Origin of the sequence: Henriciella sp. (assembly GCF_029936995.1) — a bacterium.
GTDB lineage: Bacteria > Pseudomonadota > Alphaproteobacteria > Caulobacterales > Hyphomonadaceae > Henriciella.
On sequence record NZ_JAPYRE010000002.1, the window covers coordinates 254,115 to 276,334 of the forward strand.

The following is a 22,220-nucleotide window of genomic DNA, read 5'->3' on the forward strand; positions in this document are numbered from 1 at the left end:
TCATGGTTCAACTGACGCTTCCGAAAAACTCCAAGGTTGGCAAGGGCAAGGAATGGCCGAAGCCTGACGGCGCGACCAATACCCGTGCCTTCCGCATCTATCGTTACTCGCCTGAAGAGGATGGCCCGCCACGTTGGGACACCTACCATGTCGACATGGACCGTTGCGGCCCCATGGTTCTCGATGTCCTCATCTGGATCAAGAACAATGTCGATCCGACACTGGCCTTCCGTCGCTCCTGCCGAGAAGGTGTCTGCGGCTCATGCGCCATGACGATTGGCGGGCGCAACACCATCGCCTGCACCAAGGGCTGGGACGAGGTTGCCGGCAAGACGATCACGATTGCCCCGCTGCCGCACCTGCCCGTGGTCAAGGACCTGATCCCGGACCTCACCAATTTTTACGCCCAGCACGCTTATGTGCAGCCCTATCTCAAGACCGATACGCCGGAGCCCGAGAAGGAGTGGCGACAGTCCGAGGAACAGCGCAACGAGCTGAACGGGCTATATGAGTGCATCTTGTGCGCCTGCTGTTCGACATCGTGCCCGTCCTACTGGTGGAATGGCGACAAGTATCTCGGCCCCGCCGCGCTGCTGCAGGCCTATCGCTGGCTGATCGACTCGCGCGATGAGGCGACCGGTGAGCGGTTGGACGACCTGGAAGATCCGTTCAAGCTTTATCGCTGCCATACCATCATGAACTGTGCACAGGTCTGCCCCAAGGGGCTGAACCCGGCCAAGGCGATTGCCAAGGTCAAGCACATGATGGTCGAGCGGGTCGCCTGAGCGCGCCGGTCACGCTTTTCTGTCTCGCTTGCGGCGGTCTGGCAGGGCCCTGTCAGACCGGCCTGGAGTGAGTGCTGTCCTGAAGCGAAGCGACGTTCGCCAGCCACTTTTCGATAGCGTAGAGAATGAAGAGCTGGGACATCAGCGTGCCCTTCAGTTTCTGTTTCTCGATTGTTTTCTGAATGAATTTCTTCTCGATAAAGTCCGTGATCCGTGCTGGCTTCTCGAGAAGTTCGGCTTCGCACATCTGCGTCAGCCGGGCGCTGACCGGGGCCCAGAAGTCCCTGCCGAAGCCCCGCTTGGGCTGTTCGGTCAGGTAGCCGGGCAGGTACTTCTCGCCCAGCTTGTAGATCCAGGCTTTCGGCAGCCTTCCATGATTGCGCACACGGAACGGTGTTGGAAGCAGGCTGGCGATCAGGCCGTGTGCCAGCAGCGGGTTCCTGGCCTCCACACCATGGGCCATCGCAGCATAATCGGCGATCGGCGTGATGAGTTCGGGGATGCGTACCTTGTATTCGAGGTTCAGGATCTTCCGGGCAAAGCCTTCTTCTCCCGGAATATCGATCTCGTTCATGTAGGCCTGCATGATGTCATAGGTCTCCCGCGCCGGTGTCGGGCCGCGCCAGAATTTTTCCTTCACGGGTTCCCGCATGAAGTGGCAGTGCCTGCGCGAGATTAGCTCACCCTTGTAAACGCACTGCCGGATGACCGCGTCTGGTGTATCCGGATCACTTTCAAATGTATTGAACTGGTCCAGCGCCTTGAAATAACTGCGATACGCGCCGAGTTCATCGCCACCGTCTCCAAGCAGAAGGACCTTTATGTCTTTCTCCGACAGGGTCCGGGCGAGGATCCAGACGAGGACCATGTGCGGGTAGATGACCGGACAATCCAGCAGCCAGGCGGACAGCTCGTGAAATGCCTCCATGTAGGCGTCCACAGTGACCGACTCGAGCAGCAGGTTGATGTCCAGATCTTGCGCGAACTGTGTGACGACATCCTTCTCGACGAACCTGGCCTCGCCATCCACGGCGTTGACATGAATTCCGTTAGTGGACCCGGGCGGCCGGGTGGCCTGCGACAGCGTGGCAATCAGGGAGGAGTCCAGACCCGCGCTGAGCGCGACGGCCAGACCGGCATCTGCGCGTGAACGCGTGATGACGCTGTCGCGCACGCCCTCATCTCCCCTTGCCAGTATGTCCTCGAATGTCGCCGCCTCCTGGGTATTGAGGACTTCGGCTATGTCCCAGTATGCCTGAATGGTCGCGGCTGGTTCTTGCTGGGCCATGTCCAGGACCAGCGTGTGCCCGGCTTCAAGCTTCCTGACTGCCTTGAAGAAGGACTGGCCGGGCTCCGGCGTGAGCATTGTAAGGTAGTGGTATAATGTATCGGTATTGACCTCGGGGGTCACAATGCCACTGCGTACAAGCGCCTTGACCTCTGAGGCGAAGGCTAAGCTGCCATCGTCCAGCCGGGTATAGAAAAGCGGCTTCTCGCCAAACCGGTCCCGGGCGAGGATAAGCTCTTCCCGCGTCTGGTCGTAAAGGGCGAAGGCAAACATCCCGTCGAGATGGTTGACGAAGTCCCGGCCCCATTTGCGATAGGCCATAAGGATCACTTCTGTATCCGACCGCTGTGTAACTGGTTCAAACTCCTCGCAGAGCTCCGCCCGCAGCTCTTCCCAGTTATAGATTTCCCCGTTGAACGTGATGCACAGTCCGGCGCGCGTATCGACCATGGGCTGGTTTGCCTCGGGGTTCAGGCCGATGATGGCAAGCCGGTTGTGTCCAAGGACAACGCGTTGCGATTCCCAGACCTGCCGGTGATCCGGGCCACGGTGTTCCGAGGCTTCCAGCGCCTGGCGGACAATTTCACTCCTGGCTGTATTGCCCGCTATACCTGCTATGGCGCACATGGCGTTCCCGTTGTCTCAACTGCTTTTATCGGCGGTGCAGCTTCGTGCCTGTACCCCACCGCTGGGTCTGGCGCTGGCAGAATTCCGCAGGTCGCGCAAGCCACTCGCCGCCGCTCCTGCTCTTTCTGGAGCGGATTGCGCCGATGGGAAACCTGTAAAATCATCTTCGATGACCCGGTTCAGACAGGCGGCCCGCGCCGGATTTCCGAGGTGAGATGGGCAAGCGCATCCTTCAGCCAGGGCGGTGTGTGGGGTGAGCGATAGCCGGGCGGCCAGCCGGGGCGAACGGGCGAGGTGCGCCCCCGTCCCAGCGGCGGCAGGGCGGCTTTCCGGAGAAGGAAGCGGGCATGACGCCGGGCGAGCTTCTCCGGGTTTTCGAGAATGGCCTGAAGCCCCCGCAGCCGCGCGATGAGCGGCGCGGCGGACGCGTCGTCTTCTGCTGTATCTGTGACAGGGGCCGCCGGGTAGGGCGCATCGAGGCAGAGGATGCGCGGCCCGATGCCGGGCACGTAAACCGGGCGCGGCCTGCGCCGGCGCGTATAGAGTGTTTCGAAGAGCTGGAAATGTGTGGTGGTGGCGCCGTCATCCCGGACACGCGAGGCGTGATCCGGGACCTGCTTCCGGGTGGCACTGGGTCCCGGCACGCCCTCCGGGCGGCCGGGATGACGGCCCACCTCCACCTCCCGCGCCATCAGGACGATGAGGCGGCGGGTCAGCGCTTCGGCAGGGCGCAGCAGGCGCAATATGTAGCGGCGCAGGGCATGCGGGATACGCTCCGGCCCGGCGCCGTCGACCACACCGGCAAGCAGCATCAGCCGGGCGAGCAGCGCGTCAAGCTGCGGCCGGATGCGCGCCAACGCGCCCTGAAGATGCCTGCGCAGACAGGTATCCATCGAGCAGCGAGTTCAGTGGTGCACCATGGGGCCCTGCCTTCGCAGGGACTGGCGGAGAATTTGCGATTTAATCGGATTAATTGGTGTCTGATCGGTTTCAGTCACCTTGCAATGTAAAAGCCCGGCAGACCTATGCCTGCTGGACTTCTCGAAGCTGCCTGAGATCCCGGCCTTCGCCGGGATGAGCGGTGTTGGTTACACCGTTACCACAACCTTCCCCTGGGCGCGGCGTTCCATCAGTTCGGTGATGGCGTCGGGGCCTTTGTCGAGGGGGTAGGTGTTGGAGATGTGAGGCTTGATCTTGCCCTGTTCGTAGAGCTCGAAAATCTCCTTGATGTTCTGCTCGTTGGCTTTCGGATCGCGGGCGACCGCGGCACCCCAGAAGACGCCGACAATGTTGCAGGATTTGAGTAGGGTGAGGTTGAGCGGCATTTTCGGGATGCCGGCCGGGAAGCCGATGACGAGGAAGCGCCCGTCCCAGTTCATTGCGCGCAGCGCCGGTTCGGCATAGTCGCCGCCGACACCGTCATAGATGACGTCGACACCGCCGCCGCCAAGTTCCTTGATCTTGTCGCTGAGCGCTTTCTGGTCTGCCTTTTCCAGCGGCCCGCGCGGATAGACAAGGCCCTTGGAGGCGCCTTTCTGCTTGGCGAGCTCGACCTTTTCTTCCGAGGAAGCCGCGGCAATGACATCCATGCCCATGGCGGCGCCAAGCTCGACTGCGGCGAGGCCGACACCCCCGGCGGCACCGAGGACCAGCAGGCTCTCACCCTGCTTGCACTGGCCGCGATCCTTCAGGGCGTAATAGGAGGTGCCATAGGTCATCAGGAGGGCAGCGCCTTCCTCGAATGACATGGATTCCGGGAAGGGGCGCACGCGGGCCTCGTCGACGACGACTTCCTCGGCCATGCCGCCCCAGCCGATGGAGCCCATGACGCGGTCGCCCTTCTTGACCTTGGTGACGCCGGATCCGACGGATTTGACGACACCGGAAATCTCCCCGCCCGGTGCGAAGGGACGCTCCGGTTTGAACTGGTACTGGTCCTGGATGATGAGGACGTCGGGATAGTTCACGCCGATGGCCTTTACGTCGATGACAACCTCGCCCTCGCCTGCTTGCGGGTTCGGGACATCCTGGAGTTCGAGGGTTTCGGGGCCGCCGGCGGACTTGGACAGAAGGGCTTTCATGGGCGTGTTTCCTCTTGCACTTTATGCTGTGTGACTACATTGACGTCGCGAACCTATCCATGGCACCGCGCCCTGTGAAGCGTTACGCGGCGAAAATCATTCGCGTTTCGGGAGCAAGGATAAAATGGCAAAGACCTGGTCGCTCGTCCTGCATGGCGGGGCGGGACCGTTGAGAGACCTCGACCATGCGCGCTCCGAGCGCCACATGGCGGGACTGTTGCGCGAGGGTGAAGCGCGGCTGGCGCGTGGCGAGGCGGCACTGGATGTCGTCCATGCGATGATTACAGCGCTCGAGGATTGCGGCTTTCATATTGCGGGCAGGGGGTCGTCTGCCAACGCCATCGGACAGTGGGAGCTGGATGCCGCCATCATGGACGGGCGCTCGCGCAATGCCGGGGCGGTTGCCGCACTTCGCGGTTACAAGAGCCCGGTCACGGCTGCCCGGCTGGTCATGGAAAAGACGCCGCATGTGCTGATCGTCGGCAAGGGCGCGGCGATGATTGCGCGCGAGCACAAGCTGGAGCGGGTGCACAGCCCGAAGAAATACTACACACCGGTGATTACCCGTCCGGTGAAGAAGGGCGAGCTGGCGCACGGCACGGTTGGCGCTGTGGCGCTCGACACAAACGGGCGGCTGGCGGCGGCGACCTCGACGGGCGGGCTTCTCGGCAAGACGCCGGGCCGGGTCGGCGATACGCCGGTCATCGGCGCGGGTCTGTGGGCCGATGAGCGGGTCGCGGTGTGCTGTACAGGGCAGGGGGAGTATTTCCTGCGGACCAATGCCGCCGCCGATGTGTCTTCCCGGATGCGTTATGGTCGCCAGAGCCTGAAGACGGCGGCGCATGGTGCGCTGGAGGATCTCAACCTGCTGGGCGGCGATGGCGGCATGATCGCGATTGACGTGCTCGGCCATGTCGAGATTCCGTTCAATGCAGAGACGATGAAGCGCGGTGTCGTCACCAGTGGCGGGCGCTTCGAGGTGGCAACGAAACCATGAGCGGGCATGATCTCGGCTTCTTCATCGCGGGCCTGCTGGTGTTCTTCGCCTTCGCTCTGGCGGTGCAGATGCGGATCCTGGCCGGGATTGCCCTGAAACGGGCCGTGCGGGCAAAATTTACCGAGCTTGATGACGGTAAGGCGCGGTTTGCGGTGGCGAATGCGGTCAGCGGCAAGCGCGAGCTGGAAGAGGGTGATGCGGCAGGAGACGCCGCGCAATGGCTGTCGGCTGAGTATCCGCGCGCCATCGGGCATGTGCGGCTGGCGCGACGGGCAACGTTTGCGATGGGCGCGGTGCTGCTTGCGGTGATCGCATGCTGGCGGCTGACAGCCGGGGGAGAGGCGTAGGATGCGTGGATATTTCGCGATCGGGGCAGAGGGCATTTCCAAGCCGATGAACCTTGGCGCGCTGATGCGCACGGCCAATGCCTTCGGGTCGAGTTTCGTCTTCTCTGTCGGTGCCGCCGACCGGGTGAAGCTCGCCTACAAGGCCGATACGTCGAAGACATTCGAGAGCGTGCCGTATTACCAGTGGGAGACGATTGGCGACATGGCGTTTCCCAAGGGCTGCCAGCTGGTCGGGATCGAGCTGACAGAGGATGCTGTCGAGCTGCCGGAGTTCCGCCATCCCAAGGCGGCGGCCTATGTGCTGGGACGCGAGCGCGGGGACCTGACGCCGGACATGCTGGCCAGGTGTGACCATGTCGTGAAGATCCCGACGCGGTTCTGTATCAATGTCAGTCTGGCAGGGGCACTGGTCATGTATGACAGGGTGCGCTCCATGGGCGGGTTTCGTGACCGGCCGGTGATGCCGGGCGGGCCGGACAGGGAGGCTTGAGCCATCAGACGCGAGGACCGGGAAAGACTGCGCGATGAAGTGCTGGCCGAGGCCCGCAGGCGCACGCTGATCATGGGAATCCTGAACGTCACGCCGGACAGCTTCTCCGATGGCGGTAAACATGATGGCTTCGAGGAGGCGCTCACCCATACCAGCCTGATGGTGAGTGAGGGGGCAGACATTGTCGATGTCGGCGGGGAGTCGACCCGGCCCGGCGCGACGCCTGTGAGCGAGGAAGACGAGCTGGCGCGCATACTGCCCGTGGTGAAGGCGATTGCATCGCCGGCCCGGCGCGCGGTCTCGATCGATACCTACAAGGCAAGCGTGGCGAAGGCGGCCTGCGATGCCGGCGCAGTGATCGTCAATGATGTGACGGGGATGTCGGATCCGGGCATTGCGGCGGCGGCGGCAGAGGCAGGCGCGGCCTATGTGCTGACCTATCATCGCGGCGAGAAGGATGCCGATATCAATGTGGCGCGCGACATGCCAGCCTTTTTCGAGGACGCGATAAAGCGCTGCGAAGCCGACGGGCTGGCGCGTGAGCATATCATCCTCGATCCGGGGGTTGGCTTCGCGAAGACGTATGAGCAGAACTTTGCCGCGCTGGCCGGTGTGGACGAGCTGGTGGCGATGGACCTGCCTGTGCTGATCGGTGTGTCGCGCAAGTCTTTCATCGGCAAACTGTATGGAGCCGAGACCGATGAGCGGCTCACGGGGTCACTGGCGGCAGCCCTCGACAGTGTGCGCCGGGGCGCGCATATGCTGCGCGTGCATGATGTCGCCGCACACCGGCAGGCAGTGAAAATGTGGGAGACGATAGCGAATGCGGCGCATTGAACGGGTTTTTGTCGAGAATCTCGGGATACACGGCTTTCACGGGCTGATCCCGGCGGAGCAGACGCTGGGCCAGAAATTCTTCGCCGATATCGAGTGCCGCGTTGCGCGGGGCGAAGCGCCTTCGGACCGGATGGAGTATGCGGTCGATTATGGTCAGCTCTGCGATCTTGCCCATGAAGTGTCGGCCAGCGGGCCATTCAACCTGATCGAGACACTGGCCGAGCGGATCGCGCAGGCGGTGATCGATACGTTTCCGCTGGTCGAGATGGTGCGCGTGCGCGTGCGCAAGCCGAATGCGCCGATCCGGCATTTCATCGACCATGTCGGCGTCGAGATCGAGCTGTCGCGGGATGGCTGACTCTGCGCTTGCTTTCGGGTCGAACCTCGGTGACAGCCGGGCGATGATCGAGGCGGCGCTTGAGCGGCTGGACTCAGCAGACGGGATCAGCGTGACCAAGGTCTCGTCCTTCTACCGCACACCGCCCTGGGGCGTCGAAGACCAGCCGGACTTCATCAATGCGTGCGCCCTTGTCGAGACGGACCTGTCACCGGAAGCGCTGCTTGCTGTGTGCAAGCAGCTCGAACAGGCGCTGGGGCGGGAGACAGCGGTCCGCTGGGGACCGCGTCTGATTGATATTGATATGCTGTGGATGGAAGGGGAAACCCGCCAGAGCGAGACCCTGACATTGCCGCATCCGCGCATCTGTGAACGCGCTTTCGTACTGGTGCCGCTGGCCGAGATCGCCCCGGAGCTGGACGTTGGAGATCGCAAGGTGCGCGATCTCCTGTCTGCGCTTGATCCGGACAGTCTTGAGAGTATTCGCAAGGCCGATTGAGGCGCCCACCTTACCCGCTATAGAGCGAGTCTGCCGGCGAAATGGCCATGTAGAATGTGACGGCTGCGATAAAGCCGAGCACGGCGAGGCTGAAGCCCTTGGCGATGAGCTGGGTAAAGTGGGTGTGCATGGTCTTTTCCTGCTGTGTGCCGGGCATGTCGTCCGGCATTTTTGTCTGTCCCATGCCAGATATGTGCCATTACCGGCATTTAACCTGGCCGCTTTGGAATAGGTTTCATGCAGGGCCGGAATTAGGCGAAGGGCAGGCACTTGCCGGGCCTTTTGTGGCGGAAATGTTCAGGGGGCCAGACCGGCGGCGCGAACAGCTTCCTGATGGGACCGCGAGACGGACACCTCGATATCCGACTTCAGGATGAGGATGATCCGCCCGCCTTCGCGCCGGGCATCCCTGACCGCCGCACGGCTGACCCACCAGGAGCGGTGCACGCGCAGGCCGTCTGCGCTTGCAAGCTCGCGGTCTGCATCCGACAGCCGCATCAGGATGAGGTCACTGCCGAGACTGGTATGCACGCGGCAGTAGTGATCTTCCGAAGAAACAGCCCATAGCTCTGCCGTGCGGTATTTGACCGGCAGGCGTTCGAGGAAGGCCCTGGCTGCGCCATTGTCACTTGCCTGCTGGGCAAAGTCCGGCCCGGCGACATCGAAGGCCCGGCCAAGCGTATAGCCAAGCAGGGTCATCGCGACGGCAATGACGAGAACATAGAAATAAAGGATGTGGGCCGGGACGTTTCCAACGACGATATACCCCCCGGACAGGAACTTCATGGCGTAGATGACGAGGGTAACACCCGCCGCCGTCACCAGGGATGCAATGGCGATCATCAGCCAGACCGGGCCTTGCGGGCGCCATTTATAGAACGCCCAGACCGTGACCTCCCCGACCAGTGTGCCCGAGACGATCAGGGTCAGCCAGACAGTGAAGTTCAGGAGGAAAGGCGCGTTTCCGCTGCCGCCATAGGGCCGCACAAAGGCCAGGAACAGGGAGATCCCGACAAGGATCAGCGCTTCCCGTCCACGTTTCTTCCAGTCAATCGCGATGCGCAAGCTGTCCGCCCCTCTTCATTCGCGCTTCGCGAGTGACTTTGGCTGCATTTCGCGAAGGATTCCAGACCTGTGACGCATTCGGCCTCGCATGAGCGGGGCCTCCAGCCAGTCTTGGCATTGCGGGTGGCCGGTGAGCTGCCCGGCGCAACAACCCGAACTGGACTGGTGAAATACTATGAACCTTGCACACGCCCCCGCCCGCCTTGCCGTCGTACGCCGTATTCGCCGCCTGTCCCGAACGGCCTGGACGCTGTTGATCGCCATTACGGTCTATACCGCGATCAGTGCATTGACCCTGATCGATATCGGACGGCTTCCGCGCTTCCGCTTTGACCCTCAGCCATTGATCGAGTCCGGCATCGCCATCCAGATACATGTGGCAGCGGCTTTGGCGACGCTTGCAATTGGCATCTACCTGTTGTGTGCGCCGAAAGGCTTTCGCCTGCACAGGACATTTGGCTGGGCGTGGGTGATCTGCATGGCGATCACGGCAGGCTCATCCTTCTTCATCATGACGCTTTTCCAGTCCTTCTGGAGCCCGATCCATGCGCTGTCTGCCTGGACACTGCTCGGCCTGCCGATGGGGGTCGCAGCCGTCCGCCGCCGTGACATCAAGCGTCACCGAGGTGAGATGACCAACATGTTCGTCGGCGGGATGATCGTGGCGGGGCTGTTCGCGCTGCTGCCCGGGCGGCTGATGTGGCACATTTTCTTTGCCGTCTGAGCAGGATCGGCCCTTTCGTAAGCAGGCGACGCCCGGCATAAAGGAGCCGGGCGTTTGTCACTTCAGGAGGAATTACATGGCGGTCAGGACAGCCGGTCTAATCGCGGGCGCGCTTGTGCTTGCATCGTGCGTTACAGAGGATGGCAACCGGGCCTTGCCGCGCATCTTCGAGCCAGCCCCTGAAACCGCCGTTGAGGCGTTGAACCGCTATTATGCCGACATTCCGGCATCCGAGCTGCCGCGGGCATCCGAAGGCGTACCGCTGCCGGAAAGTGATGCCGTGTTGAGCCGTATCCTGGTCGCCTCGTGCAATGACGAGGAACAGGAGAGCCCGACGCTTGCGCGTCTGGGCGAGGAAGAAGCCGACCTGTTCCTGATGATCGGGGACAATGTTTATGGCGACCGTGATGGACGGGCCTATGCCAACAATCAGCCGGAACTGAGCGAGCTGCGCGAATCCTTCAGCGACCTTGCTGCGCGGCCGGAATTCCAGGCCGTACGCGAAAAGTTTCCCATGATGGTCGCATGGGACGATCACGACTATGGCGCCAATGATGCCGGTCGAGGGTTTCCCTTCAAGGAGCTGGCAGAGCGCATTCACGAGAATTTCTGGGGTCTCGCGGACCAGGATGTCGGCCAGTGGCCGGGCACATATTATGCGCGCAGCTTCGGCCCGGAAGGCCAGCGTGTGCAGGTCATCATGCTGGATACGCGCTTCTTCCGCAGCCCGCTGACGCCAACTGACGAGTATGGAGCGGAAGGCAAGGAACGCTACATTCCTGCGCCGGAAGGCAGCGAACAGGACATGCTGGGCGCTGAACAGTGGACCTGGCTGGAGAACCAGTTGCAGAAGCCGGCGGATATCCGGCTGGTCGTCTCGTCCATTCAGGTCATGCCGACCGCGCATGGCTGGGAAGCGTGGGCGACCATGCCTGCCGAACGTGAGCGCCTGTTCGATCTTGTCAGCTCGACTGGCGCGAATGGTGTGGTCTTCCTCACCGGCGACCGGCACACGGGCTTCATCTATGAAGAACGCGGTGTGCTGCCTTATGCGGCCAATGAACTGACAGCCTCGTCGCTGAATCTGTCCTTTGCCGACAAGAGCGATGAACGCGACCCGCGCCAGATCGGTGCAGCGTTTCCGCCGGAGAATTACGGGGCTGTGGAAATCGACTGGGAGGCGCGGATGCTGTCCCTTGTCCTGAAGGACGGAAAAGGACAGACCGCGCGGCGGAACAATATTGCATTTTCCGATATCGGCGTTGATTAAGCGCTGAAGAGACGGGGCGATTCGCCAAGCCGGGAGACTCGCGACGCCATGGCCGATTACCGTAATGTATGGGTGCTGATAGCCGCAGCGGCTTTCCTGCAGCTGGGCGGCGGGATTCTGGGCGTGGTCACGCCGCTCGGCCTGGAGGCGCTCGGCGTTGCGCCGGGTCTGATCGGGGCGGTGGCGGCGGCGCATGCCGTCGGCTTCATGGTTGGCGCGTGGACAGCATCGAATGCCATCCTCCTGTTCGGCAATATCCGGGTTTTCTCTTCGGCAGCGGCTGTCTGCGCGGCGAGTGCGCTTTGCATGCAACTGTTGCTCGACCCGTGGAGCTGGACAGCAGCGCGCCTCGTGCAGGGGGCGGCGTTCGCGTGGATGTTCTCCAGCGTGGAATCCTGGCTGGGCGCGACCGTTTCGGCGCGGAGCCGGGGCAGCGTCAGCGGCTTCTATCACCTCATCGCGAAAGTGGCGCTCGTGGCAGGGCCGTTCCTTGTGGCGGGTCTCGCGCCGATAGATTTCAGGCCGTACATCTGGGCCGGTATATTCCTCAGCCTGTCCCTGCTGCCAATCTGCCTGACGCGCCGGGGCGAGCCGCCGCCTCCGGGTACGGAGTATTTCCCGCTGCGCCGCCTGTTCGAGATTGCACCAGCTGCGGTGATCGCCGTCTTCATGGCCGGGCTGATCAATAGCGGCACGCTGGCGCTGCTGCCGATCTATGCCGGGGTGGCCCTGCCGGAAGTGCCGGGTGGGGCAACGGCCGCGGCAGCCCTGGCGGCGGCTGCGTGCTGGACGGGCGGGCTGGTAAGCCAGTGGCCGGCCGGGCGGGTATCGGACTATGTCGACCGGCGTGTCGTGATCGCGGTCATGGCGGCGATTTCCGGATTTGCCGCACTCGTGCTCGGCCTGTTTCCCGGCCTGCCGCGCAGCTACATCCTTATCGCGCTGGCTGTGTGGGGCGCAGGGTCCCTGTCCTTCTACGGCATCGGCGTCGCACATGCCATCGACCGGGCAGAGACCCATCAGATCGCGCGGGTCATGTCCGGCCTGCTGTTTGTCTGGGCGGTTGGCTCTGTGGTCGGCCCGCCGCTTTCAGGTGTCGCGTTCAACCTGCCCTATACCGAGGGCGGACTGTTCCTGCTGGCAGCGATCATGTCGGGATTTCTCACCTTTGCGATGCTGCTGCGCCGGGCAAGAAAGAAAGACGTTCCCGCCGATGCGCAGGAACCATGGAAAATTACACTGCCAACCACGGCCACGGCGAGCGAGATGGACCCCCGCGTGGAGTGAGTCCTGGCTCAGTCCACCATGCGGACCCATCCGGTTGCGCCAACAGTTTGCGGTGTTATAAGGCCAGCAGCTTTACGGGGTTTCCAGCCCCGCCCTGCCCATTGATGCAAGAGGCCATTCCCACCCATGAACATTCACGAATATCAGGCCAAAGCCGTCCTGAAGTCCTATGGTGCACCCGTTGCTGACGGTGTGCCAGTGCTCTCCCTCGACGATGTCCAGAAAGCTGTCGATTCCCTGCCGGGACCGCTCTGGGTCGTCAAAAGCCAGATCCATGCTGGCGGACGCGGCAAGGGCAAGTTCGTGGAAGCCGAAGCCGGTGAGAAGGGTGGCGTACGCCTCGCCTTCAAGAAGGAAGAGGTGATGGAGCATGCCAAGCAGATGCTCGGCAACCACCTCGTCACCGCCCAGACCGGCGATGATGGCAAGCAGGTCAACCGCCTCTATATCGAAGACGGTGCCGATATCGATCGTGAGCTGTATCTCTCCGTCCTGATCGACCGCGCGACCGGCAAGCCGGCCTTTGTCGCCTCGACCGAGGGTGGCATGGATATCGAGCAGGTCGCCCACGATACGCCGGAAAAGATCCTCACCCTGCCGATCGACCCGATCGCGGGCGTCACCGACAAGGACAGCGAGCAGCTGTGCGACGCCCTGAAGCTGGAGGGCGAGGCCCGCACGGACGGGATGAAACTCTTCCCGACGCTCTACAAGGCCTTCACCGAGAAGGACATGTCGATGCTGGAGATCAATCCGCTTATCGTCATGGAGAACGGCCACCTGCGTGTGCTGGACGCCAAGGTCAGCTTCGACAGCAACGCGATCTTCCGTCATCCGGACATTGCAGAGCTTCGCGACAAGACCGAGGAAGATGCCAAGGAAATCGAGGCCTCCGAATGGGACCTCGCCTATATCGCGCTCGACGGCACGATCGGCTGCATGGTCAATGGCGCGGGCCTGGCCATGGCGACCATGGACATCATTAAGCTCTATGGCGAAGAGCCGGCAAACTTCTGTGACGTTGGCGGCGGCGCCTCGGCGGAGAAAGTGGCCGCGGCCTTCAAGATCATCATGCAGGACCCGAACGTGAAGGGCATCCTGGTCAACATCTTCGGTGGCATCATGAAATGTGACGTCATTGCCGAGGGCGTGATCGCGGCCGTGAAGGAAACCAATCTCGGCGTGCCGCTGGTTGTGCGTCTCGAAGGCACGAATGTCGACGAAGGCAAGGCGATCATCCGGGACTCCGGGCTGAACGTGATCCCGGCCGACGATCTCGACGATGCGGCCAAGAAGATCACCGACGCGATCAAGGGCTAGAGCTTTTCGCAGAATTCACGCGCCTGCGGGCGCGAAACACATCCAGGGACCATATTCATGTCCATCCTTATCGACTCCAATACCAAAGTCATCGTGCAGGGTCTGACCGGCAATACCGGCTCATTCCATACCAACCAGGCGCTGGAATATTTCGGCACCAAGATGGTCGCGGGCACGCACCCCAAGAAAGCGGGCCAGAAATGGACCGCCGACAACGGCGCCGAACTGCCGATCTATGCGAGCGCCGGCGAGGCGAAAGAGGCGACAGGCGCGAATGCATCTGTCATCTATGTCCCGCCAGCCGGTGCAGCCGCCGCCATCGAGGAAGCCATCGATGCGGGCATCGAGCTCATCACCTGCATCACCGAAGGTGTGCCGGTCATGGACATGGTGCGCGTCAAGGCGAAGCTGGAAAAGTCCAATTCGCGCCTGATCGGGCCGAACTGCCCCGGCGTCCTGACACCGGAAGCCTGCAAGATCGGCATCATGCCGGGCAAGATTTTCGAGAAGGGTTCTGTGGGCGTGGTGTCCCGTTCGGGCACGCTCACTTATGAAGCTGTCTACCAGACTTCCATGGCCGGCCTTGGCCAGACCACGGCGGTCGGCATTGGCGGCGACCCGGTCAACGGAACGAACTTCATCGACGTGCTGGAGATGTTCCTCGCTGACGACGACACGAAGTCGATCATCATGATCGGTGAGATCGGCGGCTCTGCGGAAGAAGAGGCCGCGCAGTTCCTGAAGGACGAGGCCAAGAAGGGCCGCAAGAAACCGATGGTCGGCTTCATCGCGGGCCGTACCGCACCGCCAGGCCGCACCATGGGCCATGCCGGTGCCATCGTCTCTGGCGGCAAGGGCGACGCGCCGTCCAAGATTGCGGCCATGGAAGAAGCTGGAATCAAGGTGTCACCCAGCCCTGCGCGGCTCGGCGATACCATGGTAGAGGTTCTTAAAGGATAATCCCGGATCATATGATCCGGATGGCGGTCAGACGAGGCCCTTGAAGACCCCGCCGGGCCGTCCAGATGAGGTTTGAGGACGGTGCAGATATGGCAGATGATGGATCCCCGGTAACGGGCAAGCGCGGCATGCGGAACAGCGCCATGCTGGATACCGCGTTTCTCTATGGCGGCAGCGCGGTCTGGATCGAGAAGATGCAGGCCGCCTATGCGCGCGACCCGAATTCCGTGCCCGAAAGCTGGCGGGATTTCTTCCGCGAGCTTGGCGATGGCGGAGAGGCAGCATCGCGTAATGCCGAAGGCGCAAGCTGGAAGCGTGAAAGCTGGCCAGTGCCGGCAGATGCCGACCAGGTTGCGGCATTCGATGGCAACTGGGCGCTGATCGAGCCGAAGCTCAAGGACAAGATCAAGTCCGACAAGCCGGCAGCGTCGGAGGCCGACCTTGAGGTTGCGGTGAAAGACTCGATCCGTGCCCTGATGATGATCCGTGCCTATCGGGTGCGGGGCCATCTGGCGGCCGATCTCGACCCGCTGTCCATGGACAGCAAGGAAGAGCATCCCGAGCTTGAGCCGGAAAGCTATGGCTTCAGCACGGACGACATGGACCGGGCGATCTTCATCGACGGCTATCTCGGCCTCGACTATGCGACCATTCCGGAAATGGTCGAGATCCTGAAGCGGACCTATTGCTCGACCATCGGGATCGAGTTCCAGCACATTTCGAATCCGGAAGAGAAGACCTGGCTGCAGGAGCGGATCGAGGGCCCTGACAAGGGCGTCGAGTTTACCGCACGCGGCAAGAAGGCAATCCTCGCCAAGCTGATCGAGGCTGAAACCTTCGAACGCTTCCTGCACCGGCGTTATCCGGGCACCAAGCGCTTCGGCCTGGATGGGGGTGAGGCGGCCGTGCCTGCACTGGAGCAGATCATCAAGCGCGGCGGCGCGCTCGGCGTCAACGAGATCGTCGTGGGCATGCCCCACCGTGGACGCCTCAACATGCTGGCGGCCGTCATGGGCAAGCCGTATGAGAAGATCTTCCACGAATTCCAGGGCGGCTCGACACAGGGCGCGGAAGGCTTCGGCTCCGGGGATGTGAAGTATCACCTCGGCGCATCGTCGGACCGCAGCTTCGATGGCAATGATGTCCACCTGACCATGAACGCCAACCCGTCTCACCTGGAGGCGGTCAATCCGGTGGTGCTGGGCCGCACACGCGCCAAACAGGCGATGGAGGCGGAAGAGACAGGCCAGCTGGAACGTTCACGCAAGCTGCCGCTTCTGCTGCATGGCGATGCCTCATTTGCCGGGCAGGGCGTGGTGTCTGAATGTTTCGCGCTGTCGGGGCTGGCCGGCTATCGTACTGGCGGCACGGTCCATTTCATCGTCAACAACCAGATCGGCTTTACGACCAGCCCGATCTATTCGCGCTCATCGCCTTATCCCTCGGACGTTGCGCTGATGGTGCAGGCGCCGATCTTCCATGTGAACGGGGACGACCCGGAAGCGGTGACCTATGTTGCCAAGGTGGCCATCGAGTACCGGCAGAAATTCGGCAAGGACGTCGTTATCGACATGTTCTGCTATCGCCGGTTCGGCCACAATGAGGGTGACGAGCCGATGTTCACCCAGCCGGTCATGTACGACAAGATCAAGGGCCATGAGTCCACCCGCGAGATCTATGCCAAGCGGCTGGTCGAAGAGGGGCTCGTGACCGCCGATGAGGTCAAGCAGCAGGTCAAGGACTTCGAGGATTTCCTCGACAAGGCGTTCGACGAGGGCAAGGACCTTGTGACCGAGAAGGCCGACTGGCTGGACGGTGAGTGGGCCGGGCTGGGCCTGCCGGAAGATGATGAACGCCGCGGCAAGACCGGTGTGAGTAAGAAGAAACTGACCGAGATCGGCGAGGCCATCACAACCATTCCCGAGGGCGTGAATGTGCACAAGACGCTGAAGCGCGTGATCGATGCCCGCCGTGACGCGATCACGTCCGGTAACGGGATCGACTGGGCAACGGCGGAACATCTTGCCTTCGCAACGCTCTTGGAGGAAGGCTTCCCGGTGCGTCTGTCAGGGCAGGATTCGGGCCGCGGGACATTCTCCCAGCGCCACAGTCATTTCATCGACCAGAAAAGCGGTGAACGCTATACGCCGCTGAACAATATCGGCGAAGGCCAGGCGCATTATGAGGTGATCGACTCGCTGCTCTCGGAAGAGGCTGTCGTCGGATATGAGTATGGCTACTCGCTGGCCGATCCGAATGCGCTCGTGCTCTGGGAAGCCCAGTTCGGTGATTTTTATAACGGCGCACAGGTCTACTTCGACCAGTTCATTTCGTCTGCCGAGCGCAAATGGCTGCGTATGTCGGGCCTCGTCTGCCTGCTGCCGCACGCCTATGAAGGCCAGGGGCCGGAACACTCTTCGGCGCGGCTGGAGCGTTTCCTCCAGATGTGCGCGGAAGACAATATGCAGGTCTGCAACCTGACGACGCCAGCCAACTACTTCCACGCGCTGCGCCGCCAGATTCACCGTGATTTCCGCAAGCCGCTGATCATCATGACGCCCAAGTCGCTTCTGCGGCACAAGCTGGCGACCTCGCCAATTGATGAGTTCAACACCAAGTCCTCTTTCCACCGCGTGCTCTGGGATGATGCGGAGACGCCGGGCCGGGAAGGCAAGGTGAAACTCGCCAAGGACAACAAGATCCGCCGCGTCGTTCTGTGCTCGGGCAAGGTCTATTACGATCTCTTCGAAGCGCGTGAGGAAAAGGGTGTCGACGACATCTATCTCCTGCGGATCGAGCAGTTCTATCCGGTGCCGCGCAAATCGATCATGCAGGAGCTGAAGCGCTTCACGCAGGCCGAGATGGTCTGGTGCCAGGAAGAGCCACGCAATATGGGCGGCTGGACATTCATGCGCGACGAGATCGAGTGGGCCTGTAACCAGGTTGGTGCAGAGCATCCGCGCCCGAAATATGCCGGTCGTCCGCCTTCTGCGGCCACGGCCACCGGCCTTCTGTCACAACACAAGAAAGAGCGGGATGCCCTGATCGCTGCCGCGCTGGGAGACCAGCCGGTAGAAGACAGCATCGTTTCCGCCTGACCCGAACAACGAACGAAACGGACAAGACATGACTGACATTATCGTGCCCCAGCTTGGCGAGAGCGTCACCGAGGCGACCGTCGGCCAGTGGCTGAAGAAGGCGGGCGACGCGGTCTCGAAGGACGAAGTCCTTGTCGAGCTCGAGACCGACAAGGTGTCTGTAGAGGTTGCCGCAACGGCAGATGGCACACTGTCGGAGATTGTCGCCAATGAGGGTGACACGGTCGAGATTGGCGCCGTGCTTGGCCGCCTTGGCGAGGAAGGGGCTGCAGCTTCCGCCAAGGAGGAGGCAAAGTCTGACAAGCCGTCCGAGCCAAAGAAAGACGAGGCTCCGGAAAAGGAAGACAAGGCGCAAGCCGCCTCTGGAGGCGGTGAGAGTGTCGACGTGACCGTGCCGTCCATGGGTGAAAGCGTGACCGAGGGCACCATCGGCGAATTCCTGAAGAAGGCTGGCGACAGCGTTTCCAAGGATGAGACGATTGCCGAGATCGAAACCGACAAGGTGGCGCTTGAAGTGCCGGCCACGGCAGATGGTACGATTTCCGAATGGCTGGTCAGCGAGGGCGATACGGTCGAGCCGGGCATGGTGATCGCGCGGATCAGCGAAGGCGCTGGCGGTGGCAAGGCTTCGACCCCGTCCAAGCCGGACCTCACCGAAGACAAGCCTTCTGCAAAGAGCGAAGACAAGCCCGCAGCATCCACCGCGGAAGACCGCCCGGTGTCACCATCGGTGCGCCGCGTCGCGAGCGAGGGCGGTGTCGACCCGAAGGATATTCCGGGCACGGGCCGGGACGGCCGCGCGACCAAGGCCGATGCACTGGACTACGTGAACAAGGCTGCTGAATCGGGCAAGGGCGCGGCCAGCCAGCCGGAGGCATCCACGCCGCAGCGTGAAATTGGTCCGCGCGAAGAGCGGGTCAAGATGACCCGCCTGCGCCAGACCATCGCCCGGCGCCTGAAAGAGGCCCAGGACACGGCTGCCATGCTGACCACGTTCAACGATGTGGACATGTCGGCGGTGATGGACCTGCGGTCGCGCTACAAGGATGCCTTCCTCGACAAGCACGGCGTGAAACTCGGCTTCATGGGCTTTTTCGTGAAAGCCTGCGTCAACGCGCTGAAGGAGCTGCCTGCGGTCAATGCGGAGATCGATGGCTCCGACATCATCTACAAGAACTATTACGATCTTGGCATCGCGGTCGGCACAGACCGTGGCCTTGTCGTGCCGGTCGTGCGCGACTGTGACGAGCTTTCCATTGCCGGAATCGAGAAGGGCATTGGCGACCTTGGCAAGAAGGCACGCGACGGCTCGCTGTCGATAGGTGACATGCAGGGCGGTACGTTCACGATCACGAATGGCGGGGTCTATGGCTCGCTGATGTCGACGCCGATCCTCAACCCTCCGCAATCGGGCGTGCTCGGCATGCACCGCATTGAACAGCGCCCCGTGGCCATCAATGGCGAGGTGAAAATCCGCCCGATGATGTACCTGGCACTGTCCTATGACCACCGCATTGTCGACGGCAAGGAAGCCGTCACCTTCCTCGTGCGCATCAAGGAAGCCCTGGAAGACCCAGAACGGATGATCCTGGACCTTTAAGGCCAGTACTCAGATGATCGAATGAAGCCTCCCTGCACATATGTTGCGGGGAGGCTTTTTCATATGTCCCGAGCGTTTGTCCTTCAGGGCCGCCTTATCCCCAGTTCCCAGGCGGCCTCGTCATTGTCGCCTTTCCAGGCGGCATAGGCGACGGCTCCATCAAGCCCGGCGGTCCGCAGCAGTGTGACGGGCCAGTCATCATGTTCGATATCCGCCACGTGAATGGGATGGACGCCCCAGAGCAGTTGTGCCGCGCGCAGGCGCGCTTCATCCGCAGAGCCATAAAGGATCAGGTGGCGTCCGCGATGCTTGGAAAACTGTGTGAGCCGCCGGGCCGAACCGGTCCGCAGGGCGAGGGCCGAGGCGTGTTCGGCATAGGCGAGTGACTGGGCGGCGCGGGCAACGACATCAATCGTCAGCTCAAGGCTGCGATCGCCCATGAACTGTTTCAGGGAGTCGCGATAATCCTCGGCGGCCTCGGTGGCATGGATGATCCGGCCCATGATGGCGACGGCGGTTGCTGGATGCCGGCCGATCGCTGTTTCTGCCGACAGCATGACGGCGTCCACGCCCTGATAGATGGCGGTGGCGACATCGCCTGTTTCCGCCCGTGTCGGCGCGGCGTTGTCGATCATGGATTCCAGCATCTGGGTGGCGACGATGACGGGCCGGCCTTTTGCGCGCGCCGTGCGTACAATGCGGCGCTGGATGATGGGCACCTGCTCGGCCGGATATTCGACGCCAAGGTCTCCGCGCGCGACCATCACGCCGTCGGCAGCGTCAACGATGGCCGCGAGATTATTGATGGCGGCCGGTTTCTCGAGTTTGGCAATCAGCGGGGCCCGCCCGGCTATAAGGGCCTGAACCGTCTCGACATCCTCGACCGATTGCACAAAGCTGAGGGCGATAAGGTCTGCGCCAAGTTCAAGCGCACAGGCGAGATCCTCACGGTCTTTCCCGGTGAGCGCGCTGACGGGCAGTGCCTTGCCCTGCACGGTGAAGCCCTTCCTGTCAGACAGCTCGGCCGGGAAATCGGATTTTACTTTCGGTGTGGCGCCGGCTTGCGTCACAGTAAGGGCGATCATCCCGTCATTGCAGAGCACGCGGTCCCCGGTTTCGAGGGCCTCCAGGATTTCCGGGTGCGGAACAGGTATGTTGCGCGGCGCGTCAGTTTCTTCCCGTGCGATGAGGGTGTACTCGCCGTCGAAATCGAGTTTCAGCTTGCCGCCCGCAAATGTGCCGACACGCACCTTTGGTCCCTGAAGATCTGCAAGTACGGCCAGAGGACGGCCAAGTGCCTTTTCCGCCATGCGGACCGCCTCCAGCGAGCGGCGATGATCTTCATGGCTGCCGTGGCTGAAGTTCAGCCGGAATATGTCGGCACCGGCTTCGGCAAGCAGCTGGACCGTGCGCGGGGCCCGGCTGCCGGGGCCGAGTGTGGCGACAATCTTGGCATTGCGCCCGCGCAGGCGGGAAAGTCGTGACATCACCAGACACTCTCCTCGGCTATTAGCTTAATTTCTAGCGGAATTCACGGCAGACAAAAAGAGAGCGCTAACATTTTTCTTGATTGAACCTTTTGCCGGTCTGGGGCGACTATCGTGATATTGTTGAGGAAAGGCCCGAATGGCCATGACGAATGATCCGGGCCGCATTTATGACGAGCTGCTTGTCACGCTGGTGCGAACTGGTGACCGCGCGGCTGCCGAACGTCTTGCGGCGAGATGGTACCCGCGCCTGCTGCGCACGGCCCGGCGTCTGCTCCGCGATGACGACCAGGCGCGTGAAGCCGTTCAGGAGGCCTGGACCGGAATTTGCCGTGGCTGGGTAGGGCTCGCAGATGCCCGGAAGTTTCCGGCCTGGGCCTTCTCGATCCTGCATCACAAGTGTGCAGACCGCATACGTCATGAACAGGGAGGGCGCGCCCGGCAAACAGACCTGAACGGCTGTGAAACGGACAGGGCGGCCGCAGACTCCGAAGTGCGCATGGCAATCAGTCAGGCGCTGGACCGGCTCAGCCATGATCACCGCGTCGCTGCCATCCTGTTTTTCCACGAGGGTCTGACCCTGTCGGAAATAGCTATTGCGACCGGCGTTCCAACGGGAACAGCCAAGTCGCGTATCTTTCATGCCCGCCGCCAGCTGAAGGCGGCTCTACAAGGAGACGAGAAATGACGGAGATGGAAAAAAGGCTGCACACTGGTCTGAGCGAAGAGGATGAGGCGTTTCTTGCGCGACTTGAGGATGAGCCCGGCCTGTTTGCGCAACTTGGCGCCACATTCACCGGCTCGATGAAGTTCTGGACGGCCTTTGCGGTTGCATTGAGCCTGATCTTCTTCTTCGGCTCGATCTGGGCGCTATGGCAGGCTTCGGTAAGTGCAAATGCGCAGGAAGCGGTCGTGTGGACGGGTGGAGCCCTGGGGGCCTGGTTTGCGGTCGGTATGATAAAGATCTGGTTCTGGCTGCGGATGAATCATCTCGTAACTCTCAAGGAAATCAAGCGGTTAGAGCTAAAAGTGTCGCAACTGAACACGTTTTAATTCTGGTTTCAGGAACGGGTTCAGGAGAGCGGTCGTTTGTTTGTCCAGCAGACGCGAAAGGAGACTGC

At 62.0% G+C, this 22,220-nt stretch carries 22 protein-coding genes; 16 read left to right on the top strand and 6 right to left on the bottom strand.

Translation table 11 applies throughout. The features are described from left to right. Nucleotides 1–2 precede the first annotated feature (2 nt). Complete coding sequence (locus tag Q1K31_RS05460) at nt 3–785, top strand: succinate dehydrogenase iron-sulfur subunit (protein ID WP_300377537.1); 783 nt, start codon at nt 3–5, stop codon at nt 783–785. A 52-nt stretch (nt 786–837) separates the two neighbouring features. On the opposite strand, the gene asnB is transcribed toward Q1K31_RS05460, so the two are convergent. The 3 genes from asnB to Q1K31_RS05475 form a co-directional block, all read right to left on the bottom strand. Further along, the gene (gene asnB, locus Q1K31_RS05465) at nt 838–2,700 is read right to left on the bottom strand and encodes an asparagine synthase (glutamine-hydrolyzing) (RefSeq protein ID WP_300377538.1); all 1,863 of its coding nucleotides are present in this window, start codon (nt 2,698–2,700) and stop codon (nt 838–840) included. Between the two features lie 179 nt (nt 2,701–2,879). Continuing rightward, nucleotides 2,880–3,593, bottom strand: coding sequence for a hypothetical protein (locus Q1K31_RS05470; protein ID WP_300377539.1), 714 nt, complete (start codon nt 3,591–3,593; stop codon nt 2,880–2,882). A gap of 195 nt (nt 3,594–3,788) precedes the next feature. Then, nucleotides 3,789–4,781, bottom strand: a complete 993-nt coding sequence (locus Q1K31_RS05475; RefSeq protein ID WP_300377540.1) for an NADPH:quinone oxidoreductase family protein — start codon at nt 4,779–4,781, stop codon at nt 3,789–3,791. 124 nt (nt 4,782–4,905) lie between these two features. Between Q1K31_RS05475 and Q1K31_RS05480 the strand changes: the two genes are divergently transcribed. The 6 genes from Q1K31_RS05480 to folK all read left to right on the top strand — a co-directional run bounded on the left by Q1K31_RS05480 (nt 4,906) and on the right by folK (nt 8,288). Next, the gene (locus Q1K31_RS05480) at nt 4,906–5,778 is read left to right on the top strand and encodes an isoaspartyl peptidase/L-asparaginase family protein (RefSeq protein WP_300377541.1); all 873 of its coding nucleotides are present in this window, start codon (nt 4,906–4,908) and stop codon (nt 5,776–5,778) included. Beyond that, complete coding sequence (locus tag Q1K31_RS05485) at nt 5,775–6,125, top strand: hypothetical protein (RefSeq protein WP_300377542.1); 351 nt, start codon at nt 5,775–5,777, stop codon at nt 6,123–6,125. Before Q1K31_RS05480 ends, Q1K31_RS05485 begins: the two co-directional genes overlap by 4 nt. Before the next feature lies 1 nt (nt 6,126). Continuing rightward, a complete protein-coding gene (locus tag Q1K31_RS05490; protein WP_300377543.1) occupies nt 6,127–6,615 on the top strand; it encodes an RNA methyltransferase in 489 nt (162 codons plus the stop codon). A 72-nt stretch (nt 6,616–6,687) separates the two neighbouring features. Beyond that, on the top strand, nt 6,688–7,452 hold the full coding sequence (folP, locus tag Q1K31_RS05495) for a dihydropteroate synthase (protein ID WP_300377544.1): 765 nt from the start codon (nt 6,688–6,690) through the stop codon (nt 7,450–7,452). Beyond that, entirely contained in the window at nt 7,439–7,810 is a 372-nt protein-coding gene (folB, locus tag Q1K31_RS05500) for a dihydroneopterin aldolase (protein ID WP_300377545.1), read from the top strand. Before folP ends, folB begins: the two co-directional genes overlap by 14 nt. After that, the gene (gene folK, locus Q1K31_RS05505; protein WP_300377546.1) at nt 7,803–8,288 is read left to right on the top strand and encodes a 2-amino-4-hydroxy-6-hydroxymethyldihydropteridine diphosphokinase; all 486 of its coding nucleotides are present in this window, start codon (nt 7,803–7,805) and stop codon (nt 8,286–8,288) included. The genes folB and folK overlap by 8 nt, the downstream gene beginning before the upstream one ends. A 10-nt stretch (nt 8,289–8,298) precedes the next feature. Here folK and Q1K31_RS05510 read toward each other — a convergent pair whose 3' ends face one another. Together Q1K31_RS05510 and Q1K31_RS05515 are read right to left on the bottom strand one after the other, a co-directional pair. After that, entirely contained in the window at nt 8,299–8,472 is a 174-nt protein-coding gene (locus Q1K31_RS05510) for a hypothetical protein (protein WP_300377547.1), read from the bottom strand. A 113-nt stretch (nt 8,473–8,585) separates the two neighbouring features. Further along, nucleotides 8,586–9,353: a LytTR family DNA-binding domain-containing protein gene (locus Q1K31_RS05515; RefSeq protein ID WP_300377548.1), complete on the bottom strand. Its 768-nt coding sequence runs from the start codon at nt 9,351–9,353 to the stop codon at nt 8,586–8,588. Between the two features lie 175 nt (nt 9,354–9,528). Here Q1K31_RS05515 and Q1K31_RS05520 point away from each other — a divergent pair, with 175 nt between their 5' ends. From Q1K31_RS05520 to odhB, 7 genes are all read left to right on the top strand, one after another. Next, nucleotides 9,529–10,077, top strand: coding sequence for a DUF2306 domain-containing protein (locus tag Q1K31_RS05520; RefSeq protein WP_300377549.1), 549 nt, complete (start codon nt 9,529–9,531; stop codon nt 10,075–10,077). A gap of 76 nt (nt 10,078–10,153) precedes the next feature. After that, complete coding sequence (locus tag Q1K31_RS05525; RefSeq protein WP_300377550.1) at nt 10,154–11,347, top strand: alkaline phosphatase D family protein; 1,194 nt, start codon at nt 10,154–10,156, stop codon at nt 11,345–11,347. Nucleotides 11,348–11,395: 48 nt separating this feature from the next. Then, the gene (locus tag Q1K31_RS05530; protein WP_300377551.1) at nt 11,396–12,634 is read left to right on the top strand and encodes an MFS transporter; all 1,239 of its coding nucleotides are present in this window, start codon (nt 11,396–11,398) and stop codon (nt 12,632–12,634) included. Nucleotides 12,635–12,760: 126 nt separating this feature from the next. Continuing rightward, nucleotides 12,761–13,954: an ADP-forming succinate--CoA ligase subunit beta gene (gene sucC, locus Q1K31_RS05535; RefSeq protein ID WP_300377552.1), complete on the top strand. Its 1,194-nt coding sequence runs from the start codon at nt 12,761–12,763 to the stop codon at nt 13,952–13,954. A 57-nt stretch (nt 13,955–14,011) separates the two neighbouring features. After that, nucleotides 14,012–14,914, top strand: a complete 903-nt coding sequence (sucD, locus tag Q1K31_RS05540) for a succinate--CoA ligase subunit alpha (protein WP_300377553.1) — start codon at nt 14,012–14,014, stop codon at nt 14,912–14,914. An 89-nt stretch (nt 14,915–15,003) separates the two neighbouring features. Next, nucleotides 15,004–18,012, top strand: coding sequence for a 2-oxoglutarate dehydrogenase E1 component (locus tag Q1K31_RS05545; RefSeq protein WP_300377554.1), 3,009 nt, complete (start codon nt 15,004–15,006; stop codon nt 18,010–18,012). 28 nt (nt 18,013–18,040) lie between these two features. Then, nucleotides 18,041–19,612, top strand: coding sequence for a 2-oxoglutarate dehydrogenase complex dihydrolipoyllysine-residue succinyltransferase (gene odhB / locus Q1K31_RS05550; protein WP_300377555.1), 1,572 nt, complete (start codon nt 18,041–18,043; stop codon nt 19,610–19,612). Nucleotides 19,613–19,695: 83 nt separating this feature from the next. On the opposite strand, the gene pyk is transcribed toward odhB, so the two are convergent. Next, nucleotides 19,696–21,099 carry a pyruvate kinase gene (gene pyk, locus Q1K31_RS05555; protein ID WP_300377556.1) on the bottom strand — a complete coding sequence of 468 codons (1,404 nt, stop codon included), beginning with the start codon at nt 21,097–21,099 and terminating at the stop codon, nt 19,696–19,698. A 139-nt stretch (nt 21,100–21,238) separates the two neighbouring features. On the opposite strand from pyk, the gene Q1K31_RS05560 reads away from it, so the two are divergent. After that, nucleotides 21,239–21,787: a sigma-70 family RNA polymerase sigma factor gene (locus Q1K31_RS05560; protein WP_300377558.1), complete on the top strand. Its 549-nt coding sequence runs from the start codon at nt 21,239–21,241 to the stop codon at nt 21,785–21,787. Continuing rightward, nucleotides 21,784–22,152 carry a DUF6768 family protein gene (locus tag Q1K31_RS05565; RefSeq protein ID WP_300377560.1) on the top strand — a complete coding sequence of 123 codons (369 nt, stop codon included), beginning with the start codon at nt 21,784–21,786 and terminating at the stop codon, nt 22,150–22,152. Before Q1K31_RS05560 ends, Q1K31_RS05565 begins: the two co-directional genes overlap by 4 nt. The last annotated feature ends 68 nt before the right edge of the window (nt 22,153–22,220 follow it).

What these genes read in the sequence shown, in the direction of transcription:
- sucD (WP_300377553.1), top strand. Translation starts at nt 14,012, where the DNA reads ATGTCCATCCTTATCGACTCCAATACCAAAGTCATCGTGCAGGGTCTG.
- pyk (WP_300377556.1), bottom strand. Translation starts at nt 21,099, where the DNA reads ATGTCACGACTTTCCCGCCTGCGCGGGCGCAATGCCAAGATTGTCGCC.
- Q1K31_RS05565 (WP_300377560.1), top strand. Translation starts at nt 21,784, where the DNA reads ATGACGGAGATGGAAAAAAGGCTGCACACTGGTCTGAGCGAAGAGGAT.
- sucC (WP_300377552.1), top strand. Translation starts at nt 12,761, where the DNA reads ATGAACATTCACGAATATCAGGCCAAAGCCGTCCTGAAGTCCTATGGT.
- odhB (WP_300377555.1), top strand. Translation starts at nt 18,041, where the DNA reads ATGACTGACATTATCGTGCCCCAGCTTGGCGAGAGCGTCACCGAGGCG.
- Q1K31_RS05560 (WP_300377558.1), top strand. Translation starts at nt 21,239, where the DNA reads ATGGCCATGACGAATGATCCGGGCCGCATTTATGACGAGCTGCTTGTC.
- Q1K31_RS05485 (WP_300377542.1), top strand. Translation starts at nt 5,775, where the DNA reads ATGAGCGGGCATGATCTCGGCTTCTTCATCGCGGGCCTGCTGGTGTTC.
- Q1K31_RS05475 (WP_300377540.1), bottom strand. Translation starts at nt 4,781, where the DNA reads ATGAAAGCCCTTCTGTCCAAGTCCGCCGGCGGCCCCGAAACCCTCGAA.
- folB (WP_300377545.1), top strand. Translation starts at nt 7,439, where the DNA reads ATGCGGCGCATTGAACGGGTTTTTGTCGAGAATCTCGGGATACACGGC.
- folP (WP_300377544.1), top strand. Translation starts at nt 6,688, where the DNA reads ATGGGAATCCTGAACGTCACGCCGGACAGCTTCTCCGATGGCGGTAAA.
- Q1K31_RS05525 (WP_300377550.1), top strand. Translation starts at nt 10,154, where the DNA reads ATGGCGGTCAGGACAGCCGGTCTAATCGCGGGCGCGCTTGTGCTTGCA.
- Q1K31_RS05530 (WP_300377551.1), top strand. Translation starts at nt 11,396, where the DNA reads ATGGCCGATTACCGTAATGTATGGGTGCTGATAGCCGCAGCGGCTTTC.
- Q1K31_RS05460 (WP_300377537.1), top strand. Translation starts at nt 3, where the DNA reads ATGGTTCAACTGACGCTTCCGAAAAACTCCAAGGTTGGCAAGGGCAAG.
- Q1K31_RS05520 (WP_300377549.1), top strand. Translation starts at nt 9,529, where the DNA reads ATGAACCTTGCACACGCCCCCGCCCGCCTTGCCGTCGTACGCCGTATT.
- Q1K31_RS05490 (WP_300377543.1), top strand. Translation starts at nt 6,127, where the DNA reads ATGCGTGGATATTTCGCGATCGGGGCAGAGGGCATTTCCAAGCCGATG.
- Q1K31_RS05510 (WP_300377547.1), bottom strand. Translation starts at nt 8,472, where the DNA reads ATGGGACAGACAAAAATGCCGGACGACATGCCCGGCACACAGCAGGAA.
- asnB (WP_300377538.1), bottom strand. Translation starts at nt 2,700, where the DNA reads ATGTGCGCCATAGCAGGTATAGCGGGCAATACAGCCAGGAGTGAAATT.
- folK (WP_300377546.1), top strand. Translation starts at nt 7,803, where the DNA reads ATGGCTGACTCTGCGCTTGCTTTCGGGTCGAACCTCGGTGACAGCCGG.
- Q1K31_RS05545 (WP_300377554.1), top strand. Translation starts at nt 15,004, where the DNA reads ATGGCAGATGATGGATCCCCGGTAACGGGCAAGCGCGGCATGCGGAAC.
- Q1K31_RS05470 (WP_300377539.1), bottom strand. Translation starts at nt 3,593, where the DNA reads ATGGATACCTGTCTGCGCAGGCATCTTCAGGGCGCGTTGGCGCGCATC.
- Q1K31_RS05480 (WP_300377541.1), top strand. Translation starts at nt 4,906, where the DNA reads ATGGCAAAGACCTGGTCGCTCGTCCTGCATGGCGGGGCGGGACCGTTG.